The sequence below is a fragment of the Sorangium sp. So ce1153 genome, assembly GCF_051521595.1.
Classification (GTDB): Bacteria; Myxococcota_A; Polyangia; order Polyangiales; family Polyangiaceae; genus Sorangium.
This window is the reverse complement of record NZ_CP150361.1, coordinates 4894171-4913191: the sequence shown is the minus strand read 5'-3', so window position 1 is coordinate 4913191 and position 19021 is coordinate 4894171. Positions and strand designations below refer to the sequence as shown.

The 19021-nt window shown below is 68.8% G+C and carries 6 protein-coding genes; all 6 read right to left on the bottom strand.

Going from position 1 to position 19021, the window contains the following annotated elements; translation table 11 throughout:
• Window positions 1-12 precede the first annotated feature (12 nt).
• Complete coding sequence (locus WME85_RS17540) at window positions 13-1647, bottom strand: serine/threonine protein kinase (protein WP_437839691.1); 1635 nt, start codon at window positions 1645-1647, stop codon at window positions 13-15.
• A 197-nt stretch (window positions 1648-1844) separates the two neighbouring features.
• Window positions 1845-13376 carry a tetratricopeptide repeat protein gene (locus tag WME85_RS17535; RefSeq protein WP_437839690.1) on the bottom strand — a complete coding sequence of 3844 codons (11532 nt, stop codon included), beginning with the start codon at window positions 13374-13376 and terminating at the stop codon, window positions 1845-1847.
• A gap of 76 nt (window positions 13377-13452) precedes the next feature.
• Window positions 13453-14361 (bottom strand): tetratricopeptide repeat protein, encoded by a 909-nt coding sequence (locus WME85_RS17530; protein WP_437759194.1) that lies wholly within the window; start codon window positions 14359-14361, stop codon window positions 13453-13455.
• 540 nt (window positions 14362-14901) lie between these two features.
• Window positions 14902-16944 (bottom strand): AgmX/PglI C-terminal domain-containing protein, encoded by a 2043-nt coding sequence (locus tag WME85_RS17525; RefSeq protein ID WP_437839689.1) that lies wholly within the window; start codon window positions 16942-16944, stop codon window positions 14902-14904.
• A gap of 89 nt (window positions 16945-17033) precedes the next feature.
• Window positions 17034-17282: a hypothetical protein gene (locus WME85_RS17520; protein WP_437310479.1), complete on the bottom strand. Its 249-nt coding sequence runs from the start codon at window positions 17280-17282 to the stop codon at window positions 17034-17036.
• Window positions 17283-17566: 284 nt separating this feature from the next.
• A complete protein-coding gene (locus WME85_RS17515; RefSeq protein ID WP_437839687.1) occupies window positions 17567-19018 on the bottom strand; it encodes a tetratricopeptide repeat protein in 1452 nt (483 codons plus the stop codon).
• Between the last annotated feature and the right edge of the window lie 3 nt (window positions 19019-19021).

Genomic DNA, 19021 nt, shown 5'->3' with positions numbered 1-19021 from the left:
CGGTCCTGCCCGTCACTTCCGGGGCGAGGTGCCGCCCCCGCCCTTGACGGGCGCCTGCACCACCGGGCGCAGGTTGATGGTCAGCACCTCGTCGCGCGTGAACACCACGAAGCGCGCCTCCGGCGTGTACCCGTCGGCCGCGACCCGGATGCGGTGCCCGGTGCCATCCCGGCTGAACCTCGCGAAGAACGGGTTGCTCGGGAGCTCGACGTCGTCGAGGTAGATCTTCGCGTCGAGCGGCGTGGCGATGATCCGGAGCTCGACGAGGTTGGGGTTGATCGTGGGAGCGGGCGGGGGGGGCGTCGGCGCCGTGGCCGTCAGGTCGGCCTGCGTGTCGTCCGGAGTCGGATCCGACGGCGTCCACTTCATCGTGACGATGGCCCACGCGCCGGCGATCAGCAGCATGGAGAACGCGGCGATCGCGGCGCTCCACAGCGCCTTGCGCTTGGTCGACTTGGCGTTGGCGACCATGATCGTGGGGATCGTCTGCCGGTTCGAGATGCTGTCCTCGCGCGATCCCTCGTCGCCGAGCGTGTGGTCCGGCACCGGCGCCGCGTACTGCTGCGACATCTGAGACATCTGGGACATCTGCGACATCGGCATGCGCTGCGACCACGGCACGGCGGCGCGATCCTCGAGCACCGGGAGGACCTCGAACTCCTCCGGCCCCTCAGCGGTGTCCGCGTGGAGCCGCCCCAGCTGATCGCTGATCGCCGACCTCACCTCGGCGCGGCGGTTCGCGAACGTCTCGCCGATGAGGCGGCCGATCTCCGCCGAGGAGGGGCGGCGTCCCATCGTCGCCAGGTAGGCCTCGACGTCCTCGCGCATCTGGGCCGCGGTGGCGTACCGGTCCTCGGGCGCCATCGCGAGCGCGCGCGAACAGATCCGGTCGAGCGCCTCGGGCGCCGCGGGCCACCGCTCGCGCAGCTGCGGGATCTCGCCGAACGTGAGCCGCTGGAGGATCTGCACGTCGGAGAGATCCCCCCAGAAGCGCTCGCCGACGACGAGCTCCCAGAAGATCAGGCCCATCGAGAAGATGTCCGCGCGGCGATCCACCATCGTCGCGAGCGCCTGCTCCGGCGCCATGTACCGGATCTTCCCCTTGACGACGCCGGTGCTCGTGTCGGCGTCGCGCGTCGCCCACTTCGCGATGCCGAAGTCGACGACCTTCGCCTGCCCGTCGTAGGTGACGAAGATGTTGTGCGGGCTGATGTCGCGGTGGACCACATGGAGCGGCTGACCGTTGAAGTCCATGAGGTCGTGCGCGTAGTGCAGCCCGGCGAGCGCGTCGGAGAGGATCGCCAGGTAGACAGCGCGGTGCCGCGAGGGGTCGATCTTCCTGCAAATCCGATCGAGCGAGTGCCCCTCCAGGTACTCCATCACGATGTAGTACTGGTCGTCGATCTGGCCGCACTCGTACGTCTGCACGACGTTCGGGTGGTTCAGCCGCGCGGCGAGCCTCGCCTCGTCGAGGAACATCGCGTTGACCTCGGGCTCGGTCGCGATCCCCGGCTTCAGCCGCTTGATCACGACCAGCTTCTCGAACCCGAGCGGGCCGCGATGCGCAGCGAGGAAGACCTCGGCCATCCCTCCCTGCCCCAGCTTTGCGATCAGCCTGTATCTCCCGAAGCCTCTCGCAGACTGCACCGGGAGCCGGACGATCATCGATGACGAGGTCACAGCACCCGATCGTTCGTAAGGATTGCTAACTCGTCAAGCAGACTCATGGAGATGTGCATCCCGACGACACCGGGGAGCCTCCGGGCCAGGAGCGGACGGCTCCCGGCCCGGAGGCTCCGATTAATGAGGTGAATTTCGCTACTTAGGGCCTGATCAGCGCGCTCTCACCCCTCGCCAATCGCGATCCCGAGCGCTTGACGCAGCGCGAAATACTGATCGCTTGTCGAGAAGGTGATGAGCTCCTTCAGCTTGTCCTGGGGCGGGAGATCCCCGGGCTGCTGCGGCTCCGCGGCGATGATCTTCTTGGCGATCTCGAGGTCGCCCGAGAGGAGCAGGCCGGCGCGCGCCGCGGTGATGTCGACGCACTGGACCCACCGCTTGATGTTCGCCTTCGCGCCCTCCGCGAGGAACTTCTTGACCACCATGCGGAGCCCCTCGAGCTGCATGGGCTGCATGAACCCGCGGAGCGTCTGCGCGGTGGCCATGATCTGCTTCTCGATGTCCTGCGGCACCGGCGTGTCGGGCGCGACGAGCTTGATCCCCGCGAAGAGGAGCACCGTCAGCTCGGTGACCGTCGGGAACAGCGTCTTGATGTAGTGCTCGCCGCGGTACATCGCGAGGTGCTTGCCCACGATGAAGGTGAGCTCCTGCGGCGAGAACCCGGTCAAGACGGTCTGCCCCGCGACGGACGCCGGCTGCTCGTTCGCCACCGCGACGAGCGCGCCGGGCACGTCGCTCCGCACGTAGAGCCGCGGCGCCGGGAGGCCGAGCACGTTGGCCGCCCAGCCGAAGGTCCGGGCGAACGTCACCGTCGAGGTCGCCGGATCCTGCAGGAACCGCTGGTCGAGGACCGGCAGCTCCCGCCGCTGCTTGAGCGTCTCGATCTTCGCCCTGAGCGCGGCCCCCGCGATCATCTCGAAGATCTTGCCGACGTAGAGGTTCTCCTCCTCGTGGAACAGGTTCCTGATCCACTGCTCGTTGTCGAGCCGGCTCTTCGCCTGGATGAGGCCCTGCGGGCGGTAGTCCTCGAAGTACTGCTGCTCGTCCGGATCGGCCTTGCGGAGGAACGCGAGCGCCGCCGCCACGCACCACGCCTGGTCGTACTGCTTGCCGTCCACGTACAGGCGGTAGAGCCGCTTGTACGGGTCGATCTTCATCGGATCGAGCTTGACCATCGCCTGGAACTCACCGGTGGCCTGATCGAACTGCTCCGCCTGCTCGTAGAGCTCCGCCAGGATGAGGTGCTCCGTCGCGTCCTCGGGCTTGAGCCGCGAAGCCATGCGGAACGTCTCGACCGCCGCCGTCCTGTCGCCGAGCCGATCGCGGTAGATGAGCCCGAGCGCGTGCCAGAGGCTGTACTCGAGGTCCGTGTTCCCCTTGCCGGCGACCCGGTGCAGCATCTTGCGGTACGCCCGCTCGAGCTGCTTCCACTCCTTCTGCGCCGTGAGGATCTTGTTGATGCGCTCGAAGGCCTCGAGGGAGTGCGGGTTCAGGTCCAGCGTCTCGTTGAACAGCTCCACCGCGCGCGCCGGGTCCTCCAGCTTGTCGCGGTAGATCTGCGCCATCGTGTAGAGGTAGCGGCTCTTGCGATCCGGCTGCGGCTCGAGGTCCGCGATGCGCTGGAGGCAGTCCACCATGCGCTCCCACTGCCCCGTGCGCTGGTACAGCTGGAGCAGCTTGTGGAGCAGCACGTGGTTCTGCGGCTCCAGGTCGAGCGCCTCCTCCAGGGCCTCGACGCCCTTCGGGATGTTGTTCTCCTTCTCGACCCAGATGTCGCCGATCTCGTTCAGCATCTTGAACCGCTCGGCGCCGTCCATGATGTTGTCGAGGATCAGCCGCTTGTAGTGGCAGACCTGCTTGTAGTCCTTGAGCGCGTCGTAGACGGAGACCATCGCCTCGAGCGTCGGCCGGTGCGAAGGCTCGGCGCCGAGCGCCTTCTCGAAGTTGTTGACCGCCTGCTTCGACTGGCCCTGCGCCTGCTTGATGCACCCGAGCTTGTAGTAGACCGTGGCGCGCTCCTCGGTCTCGGCCTCGTCCAGGCTGGTGAGCACCTTCTGGTAGTTCGTCAGCGCGCTCGCCCAGTCGCTGAGCTTGAAGCTGACGTCCGCGAGGCCCCTGATCGTCTCCTGGTCGGTCAGGTCGAGGTTGTGCGCCGCCGTGTAGGCCTTCAGCGCCGCCTCGTCCTTCCCGAGCCGCTCGAGGACCCTGCCGAAGGTCCGCTGCAGCCGGTGCTGCTCCGACCGGTCGCGCTTGCCGCTCTTCCGGACGAGCATCTCCGCGAGCGGCTCGGCCTGGGCCCACCGCTCCGTGGAGACGTACTCGTTGAGGAGCGGCATCGCGGCGTCCTCGTTGTCGGGGTCGCTCTGGAGCGCCATCTCGTACGCCTGCACCGCGAGCGCGTGCTCGCCGAGCATGTCGTCGCGGAGCTTGCCGAGCTCGACGAGCAGCCGCGCCTTGGCGCGGGGCGCGTCGGTGTTCATCTGCTCCTGCTCGAGGTAGCGCGCCGCCCGGTCCCAGTCCGCCGCGTCGATCGCGATCACCCGCAGCGCGGCCAGCGTCGGCACGTGGGACGGGTCGAGATCGAGCGCCATCTCGAACCGCTCCTGCGCCAGGCCCCGCTCGCCGAGCTTCTCGTCGAGCTGCCGGCCGATGCGGTAGTACATCTCGACGCGCTGCTTGCCGTCGGCCGTGAGGTCGGCGACGCGCGTCATGTACTCGATGGCCTTCGACGAGTTGTCCTGCTTCTCGTAGAGCTTGGCCAGCGCCTCCAGGGCCGGGATGTGCGTGTCCTGGATGTCGACGATGTTCAGGTACGCGTCGATCGCGCGATCGAGGTCCTCGATCTCCTCGGCGTAGACCTTCGCCGTCTGAGACCAGAGCTCGATCTTCTTCTGGCGGTCCTCCGCCGCGTTGATGTGGCGATCGTAGGTGTTGATGAGATCGTGCCACTGGCGGAGCCGCCGGTAGCACCGCTCCAGGGCCTCGAGCGCGGGCTCGTGCGACGGGTCGATCTCGACCACCTGCTCGAGCCGCGCGGCCGACAGATCGGGCTTCAGGAACTGCTCCTCCTGGAGGGTCGCGATCTTCATCAGCACGTCGATGCGCTCGCGCTCCGTGGTGACCACGTCGAGCTGCATCTCGAGGACGCGCACGAGATCCGGCCACTGGTGCGTGGTCGTGTACACACGCTCGAGCCCCCGCATGGCGAGGAGGTTCGAGGCGTCGATGTCCAGCACCTCGCGGTAGACCGAGCCGGCCTTGTCGATCAGGCCGAGCTTGGTCTCGTAGAGGCCGGCGGTGCGCAGCTTCACGGACGCGACGACATCGGGCTCGCTGACGGCCCGCGCCTTGCGGAGCAGGACGTCGACGAGATCGTTCGACTGGTCGCGATCCGTGTAGATCCGCTCCAGCGCCTCGAGGGCCGGCAGGTGGAGCGGATCGACGTCGAGGGCGCGCCGGTAGAAGCTGAGCCCCTGCTCGACCTCGCCCATGTGCTTCTCGAGCACCTCGCCGAGCTCGGTCAGGATCTCCTTCCGGTCGACGTCGGTGACCGCGACGTTCAGGGCGCTCGTGAGCATCTGGCCCTGCTGCTGCCACTGCCCGGTCTTCTTGAGGTAGTTCGCCATCTGGCGAAGCACCGCGACGTTGTTCGGGTCGTACGCGAGGATCTGCTGGTAGTACGGCTGGGCGTACTCGGGGTGGCCGAGGTCCTCCGCGTACCACTTGGCGAGCCGCAGGCAGAGCGTGATCTTCTGGAGCGGCGCGGTCTGCTGCTGCAGCCAGCCGTTCACCGTCTGCACGAGCTCGGGCCAGCGGTTCGTCGCCTGGGCCATGCGCTCGAGGTAGCGGACGGTATCCATGTCGGAGAAGTCCATCTCGAACGCCGTGAGCAGCGCGTCGAACGCCTGGGGCTTGTCCTCGAGCTGCTCCTCGAAGACCCGGGCCACCTTGCGGAGGATCTCGGTCTTCTCGTGGACCTCCTCGCGCGACTCGAGCCGCGCGAGGTAGAGCTCGATGAGCGGCTCGCTCCGCCGGGCCGCGTCGTGGAGCTGCTCGAGGGCCGCGAAGGCCTGATCGTGCGTCGGCTCGAGCTCCAGGACCTTCTCGTACGCGAGCGTGCCCCGGTCCCTCTCCTCGACCTGGTGCTCCCAGATCTGCGCCACCTCGAGGTACTCGCGCACCTTGTCGGCCGGCGACTCGTAGGCCGCCGCCCGGCCCATCTTCACGTCGATGACCTCGACCCAGCGCCCCTCGGCGCGGAGCAGGTTCTCCAGGGCGGCCATCGCCTCGAAGTCCTTCGGGTCGACCTCGAGCAGCTTCCTCCAGGCGTCGATGGCGTCGTACGACTGCCCGAGGACGTGCTGGTAGGTCGTCCCGAGCTCGCGGTAGAGCGCGATGACGTTCTCGGCCGGCAGGACGTCCCGCGCCCGGTCGACGGTCTGGTGGAGCGCGCCGACGATCTGCTCGGGCTCGTTGCGCAGCCGCCAGATCGCCGCGATGGCGTAGAGCGCCTCGAGGTTCGCGTAGTCGATGTCGAGGACGCGCTGGTAGTCGTCGAGCGAGGAGTCATCGCGGCCGAGCTGCTCGTGGAACAGCTTGGCGCGGCGGAGGAGCACCGCGACGCGCGACTCGTCGTCGATCGCGATGTCGTAGTGCCGCTCGAGGACGTCGCAGAGCTCGGCCCACTGCCCGACGCGCTCGTAGAGGTTCGACAGCGCCCCGAGCGCCTCCGGATCCTCGCCGCGGAGGTCGAGGACCCGCTTCCACGTCTCGACCGCGCCCTGGACGTCGTTCAGCCGGTCGGCCAGGAGGTGCGCCATCTTGGCGCGGATGTCGGCCTCCTGGCTGTCGCCCATCGCGTTCTCGAGCTCCCGCTCCAGCACGACCTTGAGCTGGGTCCAGGCCCCCTTGGTCGTGTAGATGCGCTCGAGGGCGCTGATCGCCTGCTCGTTCGTCGTCTCGAGCTCGTCGAAGATGCGCCGGAAGGCGCGGATGGCGTCGTCGAGCTGCCCGAGCCGCTCCTCGTACGTCTGGCCGAGCCGGAGGTACAGGTCGACGAGCTCCGGGCGATCCTCGGTCGCGCGCACCCGCTGCTCGAGCACGCTCGCGAGCTCCGGGTACTGCTCGAGCTGCGTGTAGATCCGGTCGAGGTTCGAGAGCGCCTCCGCCTCGAGCGGCTCGATGCCGAGCACGTACCGGTAGGTCTCCTCCGCCTTGGCGACGTCGCTGAGGTCGGTCTCGAAGACCCGCGCCAGCCGCTTGCCGATGCTGGTCTGCACGTCCTTGTCGGCGTGGATGCCCAGCACGTCGGCGTACGCGTTGGCGAGCAGCTCCCAGCCGCCGTCGACCGAGCCGGAGAGCCGCTCGACCTCCTCGAGCGTCTTCTCGTCCCGCGGGTACTCCTTCAGCGCCCGGATGTAGACGCCGAGGGCCCCGTCCGGCGAGATGAGCCGCTCCTCCTGGAGCTCGCCCAGCCGGTAGAACATCGCCAGCCGGTCCGACTCCTGGGTGAGGTGGGCGAGCTCCGCCTCGAGCACGCCGCCGAGCTTCTCCCACTCGGCCGCGGCCTGGTAGAGCGGCTCCAGGATCGCGCCGATCTCGATCTGCTTGATCCCGGCCGCGAAGAGCCCCTCGAGGGCCTCCAGCGTCGGCGAGTGCTCGGGGGCCGCGGTGAGCACCTCGCGGTACGCCGCGATGGCCGCCGGCAGGTCGTTGAGCCGCGTCTGGTGCACCACGCCGAGCCGGTACTTGAACTCGAGGATCTCGTCCGGCGACTGCGCGATCTCCGCCTCGCGCGAGAGGATCTCGACGAGGTCGCCCCACCGCTCGGTCGCGGTGAAGAGGCGGTCGAGCGACGCGATCGCGGTCTGGTTCTCCGGATCGACCTCGAGCACGCGCCGGTAGCGCGCGACGGCGCTGTCGATGTCCTCGAGCTGCGTCTCGAAGATCTGCGCGAGCCTGAGCCCGAGCTCCACGAAGCGCGACGGCTCCTCGCCGAGCCGCCCGAGCTCCGCGTCGTACAGCGCGGCGACCTGCGGCCAGCGGTTCACCACGATCGCGAGCCGCTCGAGGTTCGAGAGCGACTCCTCGTTGCCGATGTCGCACGTCACCGCGCGCGCGTACGTCTCGAAGGCGGAGACGTGATCGCTCAGCATCTCCTCCGAGAGCCGCGCGATGCGGTGGAGCAGATCGACCTTCTCGTACGGGTCCTCGGCCACCTTGACGCGGACCTCGAGTACGCTGATCAGCTTCTGCCACTCGCCGGACGCGTCGTAGATCGGCTCGAGCACCAGCGCCGCGCCGAGCGCGTCGCGGTTGCCGTCCTTGATCTGCTCGAGCGCGCGGAGCGTCGGCTCGTGATCGGGCATCTGCTGCAGGAGGTCGCGGTAGAGCTCGATCGCGCGGGTCACGTCGTCGAGGTGCTTCTCGTAGAGCTCGGCGATCCGGTACTGGTAGCTGATGCCCTCGGCCGGGTCCGAGGTGATCTCGGCCTCGTGCTGGAGCACGCTGAGCAGCTCGAGCCAGTTCTGCGAGGTCTGGTAGAGCACGTCGAGCCGCCCGAGCGCCTGGAGGTCGTCCGGGTCGATCTCGAGCACCCGCTGGTAGGTGTCGATCGCGCTCGCCACGTTGCCGAGCTCGCGCTCGTACACCGCGCCGATCTGGTAGTAGATGCGCTTCTTCTCGCCCGAGTCGAGGACGAGATCGGCCTTCTTGGCGTAGACCGAGAGCAGCTCCTGCCAGCGCGAGAGGCTGAGGTAGAGCTTGGTCAGCGCGTCGATCGCCCGCAGATCCTCGGCGTCGAGCTCGAGCACCTTGCCGTAGACGGCGATCGCCTGGTCGTGCCGCTCGAGCACCTCCTCCTCGATGCTCGCGGCCTGGAACAGGGCGAGCTTCTTCTCGTTCAGATCGTCGAGGATGTCCGCCTTCTGCTGGAGGATCTGCGACAGCTCGTTGTAGCGCTCCGCGGTCCGGAACAGCCGCTCGAGCGACTCGGCGGCGTGCAGGTTGCGCGGATCGATCTCGAGCACGCGCCGGTAGTGCCCGACGGCGCTGTCCATGTCGCCGAGGTCGCTCTCGTAGATGCGCGCGCTCATCGTGTAGAGCGTGCTCGCGAGCTCCGCGTCGGTCTGCTGCGCCGCCAGCGTCTCGAACACGCGCGCCAGGTCGGTGAAGCGGCCGGTCGCGCGCGCGAGCCGGTCGAGCCCCTCCTGGGTCGACTCCGAGGCCGGGTCCTGGCTCAGCGCCCGCGCGTAGGTGTCGAAGGCCGAGCTGAGGTCGCTGCCCGCGTCCTCGTAGAGCACGGCGATCTGGTGGAGCAGCTCGACGCGACGGGTCACGTCGTCGCTGCGGCGCACCTGGACCTCGTGCACCCCGATGAGCTTCTGGTAGTCGCCCGACTGGCGGTACAGGGGCTCGAGGATCTCCGCGATCGCGACCTCGTGCTCGGGGAGCTTCCCGAGCCGCTCGAGGGCCGCGAGCGCCTCGACGTTCGTCGGCTCGCGCTCGAGCACCTGCCTGTAGATGTCGATCGCCGAGTCGACGAGCCGCATCCGCGACTCCCGGAGCGCGGCGAGCCGCAGCATCAGCCGGATCTGCGCCTCCTCCTCGACCGCGATGCTGAGCTGCGCCTCGAGGTTGTCCGCCAGCTCCTCCCACATGCCCTGGCGGCTGAAGAGCCCGTCGAGGGCGGTCAGCGCGACGAGGCTCGTGTTGTCGATGGAGAGCACCTCGCGGTACGCGGCGATCGCCTCCTCGGGCTGCCCGAGCCGCTGCTCGTAGACCTCGGCCATCTGCGCATAGAGGCCCTCGCGCTCGGTGGGCTCGTGCACGAGCTCGATGCGGCGCCGGTAGACGCCGATGAGATCGCTCCAGCGCTCGGTGCGCCGGTACAGCGCGTCCATCGCCTCGAGCGCCTCCGAGTCGGCGGGGTCGATCGAGAGCACGCGGAGGTAGCCGTTCGCCGCCTCCTCGACCTTGCCGAGCCGCTCGTGGGTGCTCGCGAGCCGCATCCAGTACTCGCGGCTCAGCCGGGCGTCGCTCAGCGAGTCCGCGATCTCGCTGAAGATGACGTCGAGCCGGTCCCAGGCGCCCGCCTGCGCGGCGAGCGACTCGAGCTCCGCCCGCGTCTCGGCGTGCGACGGGTCGTCCTTGAGCGCCCGCGACTGCGCGTCGAACGCGCGGCCGAGGTCGTTCAGGCTCTCGGCCGCCGTCCGCGCCACCTTCCGGAGCAGCGAGACGCGCGTCGCCGTGTCGCCCTCGGCCGCCGCGAGGATCTCGAGCGCCTGGATCAGCTTCTCCCAGTCGCCACGCCCCTCGTAGATCTCCTGCAGGATGGCCGCGGCCTCGGCCCGCAGCGACTCGTTCGAGAGCAGCGCCTCCAGCGCGAGCCGCGCCGCGTCGTTGCCCGGATCGAGGATCAGGATTTCCTTGTAGTTCTCGAGCGCTCCGGCCGCATCGTTCAGGTGCTTCTCGAGAGTGCTCCCGAGCCGGAACTTGAGGTCGATGAGCGCGTGCTCGTCGAGCGGCGAGTCGATCCGCTTGCGGAGCACGTCGACGTAGGACTCCCAGTCCTGCTGCTCGCGGTAGAGCTTGTCGAGCGCCGCGAGCGCCTGCGGGTCCGTGGGCTCGTCGTCGAGCACCTGCCGGTACGTCGCGATCGCGCGCACGGGGTCGCGCAGCTCCCCTTCGTAGAGCTCCGCGATGGCGTAGAGGATCTGCTTGCGCTCCTCGGGCTCGGTGATGATCTCGAGCTTCTTCTCGTAGATTCCGAGCAGCTCGCCGAACCGGCCCGTCTCGCGGTACAGCCGCTCCAGCGCGCTGATCGCGGCCTGGTTCTCGCCGTCCGCCTCGTACACGGCGCGGAACTGCGCCAGCGCCTCGTCGATGCGCTTCACCTCGTCGAGGAGCACCCGCCCGAGCCGGAGCCGGAGATCGACCCCGAGCGCGATGTCCCCCTCGCTCTCGGCGCGCGAGATCGCCGTCGAGTAGGCCTGGATGAGCGCGTCCCACCCCTCGGTGGAGCGCGCGGCCCGCTCGACGTCGTCGATGCACTGCTCGTCCTGCGGGGCGAGCTGGAACGCGGAGAGGTAGCGCTCGAACGCCCGCTGCGGCTCCTTGAGCCGCGTCTCGTAGAGCGCGGCGACCTGCCGGTAGAGGTCGAGCCGGGAGGCGTCGTCCTGGTCGTGCGAGAGCTTCACCTCGATCGCGCCGGCGAGCCCCTTCGGGTTGTTCGCCTGCGTGTAGAGCGGGATCAGCGCCTCGGCCGCGGCGAGGTGCGCGCCGTCGATCGACAGCACCTTCTCGTAGGCGCGCGCCGCGCGATCGGCCTTCTGCTTCTGGACCATCCAGAGCTCGGCGATCTTGAGCAGCAGGCTGATCTTGGCCGCGTCGTCGGTCTCCTTCGCCTCCTGCGACTCGAGGACGCGGATGAACTCGTCCCACTTGCCGCTCTCGGCGTAGAACACCTCGAGGTCGTCCCAGCGCTGGAGCTGGAGGTACGCCTTCTTGAGCGCCTCCTGGGCCTTGCGGTCCTGGGGGTTCAGCGCGATCACCTCTTGCCACGCCCTGACGGCCGCCTCGTCGTCCTTGAGGCGCTCGCCGTAGAGCTGCGCGAGCTTGCTGAGGAGCGCGAGCTTCTGGGTGCTGTCGAACGTCGTGTCGACCTGCTTCTGCAGCACCCGCGCGAACGCCTGGTAGTCCTTGTTCTTCTCGTAGAGCCCGGCCAGCGCGTTCAGGGCCTCCGGGTTCTCGGGGTCGTTCGCGAGCACCTCGTCCCAGAGCTCGATGCAGAAGTCGACCTTCTTCACCCGCTCCGACGCGAGCTTCGCGATCTCGAGGTACTTCGCGGCGCGCTCGCCGCCCTCCGGGAGGGCCGCGGCCTCGCGGCGGAGCAGCCCGATGAGCTTCTCCCAGTCGCGCCGCTTCTCGTAGCTCTGGCGGAGGAAGTCGATCGCCTGCGGGTGCTCGCCGTCGATCGCGAGGATCGCCTCGTAGCACTTCACCGCCTCGGCCGCGTTCGAGAACTTGCCCGAGTAGAGCTCCGCGGCCTTCGAGTAATTCTCGATCTTCTCGGCGGGATCCGAGACCGCCTCGGCGATCTCGATCAGCGTCTTGACGTACTCGTTGTACCGCTTGGCCTGCTCTTGCTTCTGAGCCTTGGCCTTGAGCTCCTCGACCCGCCCCGCCATCTCGGCGGCGGGGGGCGGCGGCGCCGTCGGCCGCCGGCCGATCTCCGAATCGGCGGGCCTGCTCTCGGCGGGAGCGCGCGGCGGCGGCTCGGCCGCGACGACCGACGTCCTCGCGCCGCCGTCGTCGTCCGACGAGGCATCGGCCGGGACGTCCGCCGGCGTGCTCGCCCTGCCGCTCACGGGCGCGGGCGCGCTGACCGGCGCGGGCGCGCTCACCGGCGCAGGCGCGCTCACCGGCGCCGGCGTGCTCACCGGGGCCCGCACGCTGACCGGCGCCGGCGCGCTCACGGGAATGGGCGTGGCGTCCGCAGCCCGCTCGACGGGCGCGGGCGCGACGGCCACGGGCGCCGCGACCACGGGCGTTGCGGCCACGGGCGCCGCGGCCGCGGCAGGCGCTGCGGCCGTGAGGCGCTCGCCGATCTGCGCCTCGAAGGCGCTCACGCTCGGGTGCGTCGGCGCGACCGCCACGAGCCGCTCGAACCAGCTCCTGGCGCGGATCAAATTGCCGAGCTGCCGCCAGGCGACGCCGCCCGCCTGGGCGATCATGTACGGCGAGCTGCCGTTCTGGTTGGCCGCGCTCTCTGCGAGCGACGCGACGCGCTCCCAGTTGCCCTCCTTCGTCCCCCAGAGCTCGCGCAGGTAGGCAAACGCCGCCTCGTTCGACGGGTCGTACCGGAGCGACTCTTCCAGGAGCTTCGAGCCGATCTCGACGTTCTGGTGCCGCGTGGCCCAGCGGACGCCGAACTTGAACGCCGCCTCGCCGCGCGCCACGCCGGTGCGCGCGTCGAGGATGCGGCGCTGCGTCTCCACGATGGTCTGCGGCCGCTCCTCCTCGGCGAGCAGCCCCTCGAACATCGCCGCGGCCTGCTTGTCGGAGGGCGCCGCCTCGTAGGCCCTCCTGAGCAGATCCTCGAGCTGGCCTCGATCGAAGCGCTTCGCGAGGCGCGCCGCGCGGAGCAGCAGCCGCTTGCGCTCGCTCGTGGTCGCGGCCGCGTCGGCCGCGTCGACGAGCTCCGCCATGTGCCCGGCCCACGACGACTGATCGACCTGCATGTCGCCGAGGCAAGCGCGCGCCTCCTCGCTCGTCCCGCCGGAGACGCCGAGCGCGCGCGCGTACGTCGCCGTCGCCCGCTCGAAATCGCCTGCGTCGCAGAGCACGTCGCCGAGCTCCACGAGGAGCTCGGCGGCCGCGGTCCCCTCCGGGGCGTTCCTCAGCTCGAGCTCCAGGAGCTTCTGGACCATGTTGGTCTTGCCCAGGTCCCAGTAGATGGAACGAGCCGACTCCAGCGCCTCGAGCAGCGCTGGATTCAGCTTGTAGGCGTCCTGGAAGTGCTTCAGCGCCTTGACGGCCTGAAGGAACTTCTCCTCGAGCAGCCGCCCGAGCTTCAGGTGATATGCCGCCTTCCGGGTCGCGTCCCCTTCGGCCGCAATCCCCTTCTCGAGCTCCTCGACGAGCCCTTGCCAGTCATGAACCGACTCGAGATGATTGAGACGCTGCGCAAGATCCATTGATTATCGACCCTCGGCCCCGACCTTCGAACGGATTGAAACGCTCACGTGCCCCGCGCCGCGCGCGGCACCACCGCTACTGGCCACCGAGCCGCGCGACCAGCGTGTTCGCCGTCTCGCACTCGGTCTTGAAGCTCGCCGCCTTCGATCCCTTGCAGGCGCGCGTTGTGAACCCCTTGAGCATCTGGATCGCCTCCTGCTTGCGCGGCGGATCCAGGGTCGCGTAGGTGCTCCCAAGACTCCAGAGGATCTGTACTGACTCAGGACCATCCGACGGCGCAACCGCCCGAGCGGCCTCTAGCTCGGCCACCATCTCCGCCGTGGACCCGCGGTCCTGGTAGACCGACGCGAGCAGGCTGTGTACGCCGAAGAGGTACTTGTCCCCGGGCTTCGCGAACGACTTCGCCTCCTTGAGCACCTGCTCGGCCTCCTTCGTGTAGCCGAGGCGGCTGTAGAGGTCGGCGAGCGCCGCGTAGTAGCGTATCTCGTTCGGGTTGTGCTCGATCGCCTTGGTGAGGTTCTCGAGCGCCTTCTGCTCGTCGTCCGTCCAGAGGTAAACGTTCCCGAGCTGGGAGTAGCAGTCGGCGAAGTTGGGGTCGTTCTCGATACACTTCTGGTAGGGCTCTTTGGCCTCTTCGTAGGAGATCGTCTTCTTCTTCGCCTGCTGCTCCAGCGCCCAGCCCCGCTCGAACCAGTAGTTGGCGAATTTCGGAGCGATCTGTGTGGCGCGAGCCAGCGTCGATGCGACCTTGTCCCACTCGTCCCGCTTCTTGTACGCCATCGCCAGCTTGTAGAAGATGCGATGGTTCGTGGGGTCGAGCTTGGTCGCTTGCTCGTACTTGTTGGCCGCACCCTCAGGGTTGACGGCGACCTCTTTGTCGGCCTGATTCGCGAGGATGACGGCCTCCTGGCGGTGCCGGCTGCAGCCCAGCCCCGCCGCGCTCGCCGCGACCAGTCCAACCATCAAGAATGCCCCAAGCTTCATCTAGCTCACCTTTCGAATGGATTCGGCTCTGCCGGCTCCCAAGTGACCGTGGGCGTCGCGCCGCCCCTCTCGAGCATACCGGAGACGGCTACGCCGCTCCGTCCGCAATCCGGAGACGGCTACGCCGCTCCGTCCGCAATCCGGAGACGGCTACGCCGCTCCGTCAGCAATCCCGGAGACAGCTGCGCCGCTCCGTCAGCAATCCGGAGACGGCTGCGCCGCTCCGTGTGGCACCGTCACAAGCGTCCTGAGGTGGCGCGCGTTCAACCTCGCGCGGCGTCGCGAGAATAGGCGGAGGCAACCGCGGAAGTCCAGGCCTTCAGATCCCGCTCCTGCGCCGGTCTGCGCGGCCTTCAGGCGAGGCCCCACGCCCTCCCCCGCCGCGACGCGCGCCGACCTGGTCGACCCCGCTGCCCACGACCCCGCGATGACCGCGGACGCCGACCGCGCCCGCGGCTCAGGCCGCATCCAGGGCTGAAATGGCGAACGCCCCGCACTGTCCGCGCGGGGCGTTCGGTCGAGCCGAGCTGTACGGCGAGCTCAGCCGCCGGGGCTGAGCATGATCGGGTAGACGACGGTGACGATACCGCCCTCGGGCTGCGGGAAGGAGAGGCCGTAGAAGGCCCGCACCACGCAGGAGACCACGCCGTTGTCGGGCAGGTCCGAGCCGCCGTTACCCACGTTGGACACCGCGCCGTCGCGCCCGATGACGAAGCGCACCGCCACGCGGCCCTGGAGGTTCGGGTTATTCCTGAGGCCGTTTTCGTAGCAGAGCCGGAACCTACCGAAGTTCTGGCGCACGATACGCTGGATGACCTCGGGCGGCAGACGGCCGCTCACGCTCGTCGCACCCATACGCACCTGCGGCGGCTTGGTGCGATGCGACCCGCCGAGACGGCCGTGACCGGAGCCGAAGCCCTGGCCGGTGCCGGTGCCGGCGCCGTGCCCGATGGTGCCGATCGAGCCGAGGCCGATGCCCTCGCCGCGACCGCCGCCGCCCTCGCCGATGCCGGAGAGGCCGAGGCCGCCGGCGCCGAACGAGTCGCCGATCTGGTCGCCCCACATGTTGCCGCGGGCGCTCAGCGCATCGTTGCCGAGCGAGTCGTCGCGTCCCCACGGCGCGGTCGGGGCGTTCGGATCGCCGCCGGCGCCGGCGTTCAGCAGGCCGATCATGCCGAACTCCGCGGCGTCGCGGAGCGCCGCCTGGCGGGCGATGTGCGGATCGGGGTTGTCAGCCGGACCCTGGACGCCGTAGCGGTTGCCCGTCGCCTTGGTGTTCGGGTTACCCATCGAACCCTCTTCACCCTTGGCGCGCGTGCCGGTGCCGCCCTCCTTGTTGTCCGCGGCGTTCTCGGCGACCTGCTCGGTCTCCTTCTCCTCCATCTCCTTCTCGGCGGCCGCCGCGAGGTACTGCTGGATGAGGAACTGCTGATCCGCGGAGATCCCGTCCTCGCCCGTATCGCCGAGCGGCGGCATGAAGAAGGCCATCGCCGCGAGCAGGCCGAGGTGCACCGCCATCGAGAGGCCGGTGTACAGCAGGCCCTGCGTGTCCACCTGGAAGTGGCCAGCCACGACGCGGCCCGCGTTCACGGCGGACACCTGGAAGACGATGCCGTCGAGCTCGACCTTCGCCTTGGCGCCGGAAGGAAGCGCCATCTGGTAGGCGCCAGAGAGCTCGGAGCACGGCTGAGCGCGTCCCTGGTCGATCGCCTGCTGCACCGTCAGCTTCGGCTGCCCAGGGATCTCGATCGTCCCTGTCGCGCGGGGCAGGAGCACCACGGAGACCGAGCCGGAGCGGTCCGCGAGGACGATCGGCGCCCGCGTCGTGCCGAGCTTCTCCGACGGGATGAAGTAGTCACACTTGAAGTTCTTGCCCTCCTCCTCGCCGACATAGAAGGAGCGCGGCGGGGTGAGGTGCGCGACGTGCAAGACGGCGGCATCCCACAGGATCATCACCTCGACGGACGCCGCCGGGACCTCGACCTCCTCGCTCGGCACGTCCGGCCCGTTCTTCACGAGCGTGTACGTGTAGGAGCCCTCCGGCGCGTCCGGAGGGACCTCGTCGACGGAGGGCGCCGACTGCGCGAACGGGTTGTTGTACGCAAACGGGTCGGCCCCGCTCGCGGCGGTCGCGGCGAACGGGTTCGCCGGGGCGGCGGCGGCGAACGGGTTCGCCGGGGCGGCGGCGGCGAACGGGTTGCCGGGCGCCGCAGCGAACGGGTTCGCGGGCACAGGCTTCGCAGGGCCCGCCGCCGCGGCGACGGCCACCGGCTCGGCGCGCTCCAGCATGATCTTCGTGCCGCCGATCTGGAGCTGATCGCCTGGGCTGATCTTGCACTTGTTGACGCGCGCCCCGTTCACCATCGTCCCCGGCTCGTTGCCGAGATCGATGAGCGTGATGTCCTGCGGGGAGGCGACCTCGATGACCGCGTGCATGCGCGAGGCAAGCTCGTCATCGACACGCAGATGGCTCTTCGCGTCCTTGCCTACCTTGACGATATCCTGCGTGATCGTCTCCCGACGGACGAGCGCTTCGTTTTGGTAGAGCGCAAATGTGAGAGCGACCCTTTGCTTGCCTTCCATCTCCGCCAGCCTTCCCTATGCGCCCCGCGGCGCATGCCCCCAGCACCGGGGGATAAATCGATAGGGCAGGTGCCAACCTGCCCGGCACATCAGAGGTTCTCGACCGACTTGAGCATCTCCGGAACGAACGAGGTGCGGGGCCGGATCAACGTCGTCCGGACCGGGCCGGGCCGTACGCGGATGGTGGCGTCGTTGGGACCGAACCCACCGGCGTTCAGCGGATCGTCGGAGAACTCGTAGCCGTAGCCGTCCTCCTTCTTCCCGCCACCGCCGCCGGCCGGAGCCGCCTCCTGCGCGATCGCCGTCGAGGCGACCACGCTCATAAGAACGGCAGCCACGACTCCCGCACCCAATCGGGTCAACCCTCTCATTCCAGCCTCCTCAAAATGATCCGACGCAGTTACAGTGCCATTGTACCGCCTTACGCGGCGGCCGGTCAACCAGCTTCGCATTTCATCGAGACGGGCGAGGCGACAGAGAGCACGACCCACGCTCACCTCGACAACAGATTCAACCCAAGGTTCCCAGAGCGATGCGACGAAAGTGACGAGCCCCCCTCTCCTTCGCATGGCGAGAGAAGGGGGCTCGTCCGACAGCGCCAGGGGACGGGCTCCGCGGCTGCCTAGGGAGCCGGAGTCGCCCCTTCTGCCCCTTCGCCCTCGCTCCCGGCAGCGGCCTCCTGCTCGGCTTCCTTGGTCTTCATGTCGGCCTCGGATGCCTTGCGCTCGGCCTCGGTCTGCTTGTTGAAGGCGATGATCTGGTCGATCTCCTCCATGCGCTCCTTCGACCGCTTCACCGCGTCAGCGAACTCGGCCGTGGAGCCCGCCTTCTGGATGAACTGGCCGAACAGCCCCTTCGCCGACTGGAGGGCGCCCTCGGCGGCCTTGCCGCCCGACTTCGCCTTGTACTCCTGGGTGAGGATCGCCTCGTTGTAGTAGGTCTCGGGGCGCTCGGGGGCGAGCTTCTTCGCGGCGTCGAGCTCCGCGCTGGCGGCCGCCACCAGGCTGTCGAAGTTCGAGTCGTCGATCTGACCGCGCAGGGCGAGCGCGAGGCCCAGGTGAGCGTCGTAGTCGTTCGGACGCATCTTCAGGGCCGCGCGGTACGCCTCCTCCGCCTGCTTGAACCCGCGGAACGACAGGTTCACCGCCGCGTAGTTCATCTGCGCTTCGTAGAAGCTCGGGTCGAGCCGCCTCGCCGTGTTGAACTCCTGCACGGCGCCGTTCAGGTTCGCGAGCTCGACCTGGATCATCCCCGCGGTGTTGTGGATCGGCGCGTAGTTCGGGTTCTTGCGGATGGCCTGGGAGCAGACCAGCGCGGCGAGCTCCAGCGCCTGCGTGTCGACCTTCTTCTGCTTGCTGACGTTGGTCGCCACCGCCTTGCCCGACTTCCTGCCGGCCTTCTGCTTCGCCGTCTCCAGGTAGTAGATGGCGAGCTGGTTGAACGCCGGCATGAAGGCGTCATCGACGGCCAGCGCGCTCTGGATGTACCGCTTCGCGCGCTGGAAGTCGTTGGGGCCATCGCTGTCGGCGACCTGGTTGCCGCGCTTCATGTACAGGAGCGCGAGGTGCACGAGCGCCTCGACGTTCTTGTACTGGGCGTCGACGACGGCGGCCTGGCGCATCTCGCTGATCGCCGCGTCGATGTTCCGCTCGCCCGACTCGGCCAGGTTGTAGAGCGCCACCTGGACACGCGCCGGGTGGAACTTCGGGTTCTTCTGGAGCGCCTGCTGGAAGTACTTCTTCGCCTCCGAGTCCTTCTTGCAACGCTGGTACGCGAGCCCCGCGTTGTAGATGGCCTCGGCGAACGTCGCGTCCCCTTGCTCATCCGCCGCGTCGAGGAACAGCTGGGCCGTCGAGCTGCAAGTCGCCTCGGACCAATCCCCAGCCTTGTCGTGCTGGACCATGGTGTCCATGGCGGTCTTGAACTTGTTGGCCGCCTCGACCGACACAGCGTTCCCCTTGCTGTCGGTGATCGCCTTGCCGGTCGACGGATCCTTCGCCGCGCGGGCCGTGCCGCCGGAGCTCCCGCCGCCACAACCCGTCGCGGCCACAAGGATCGCCGCGACCGCTACCATTGA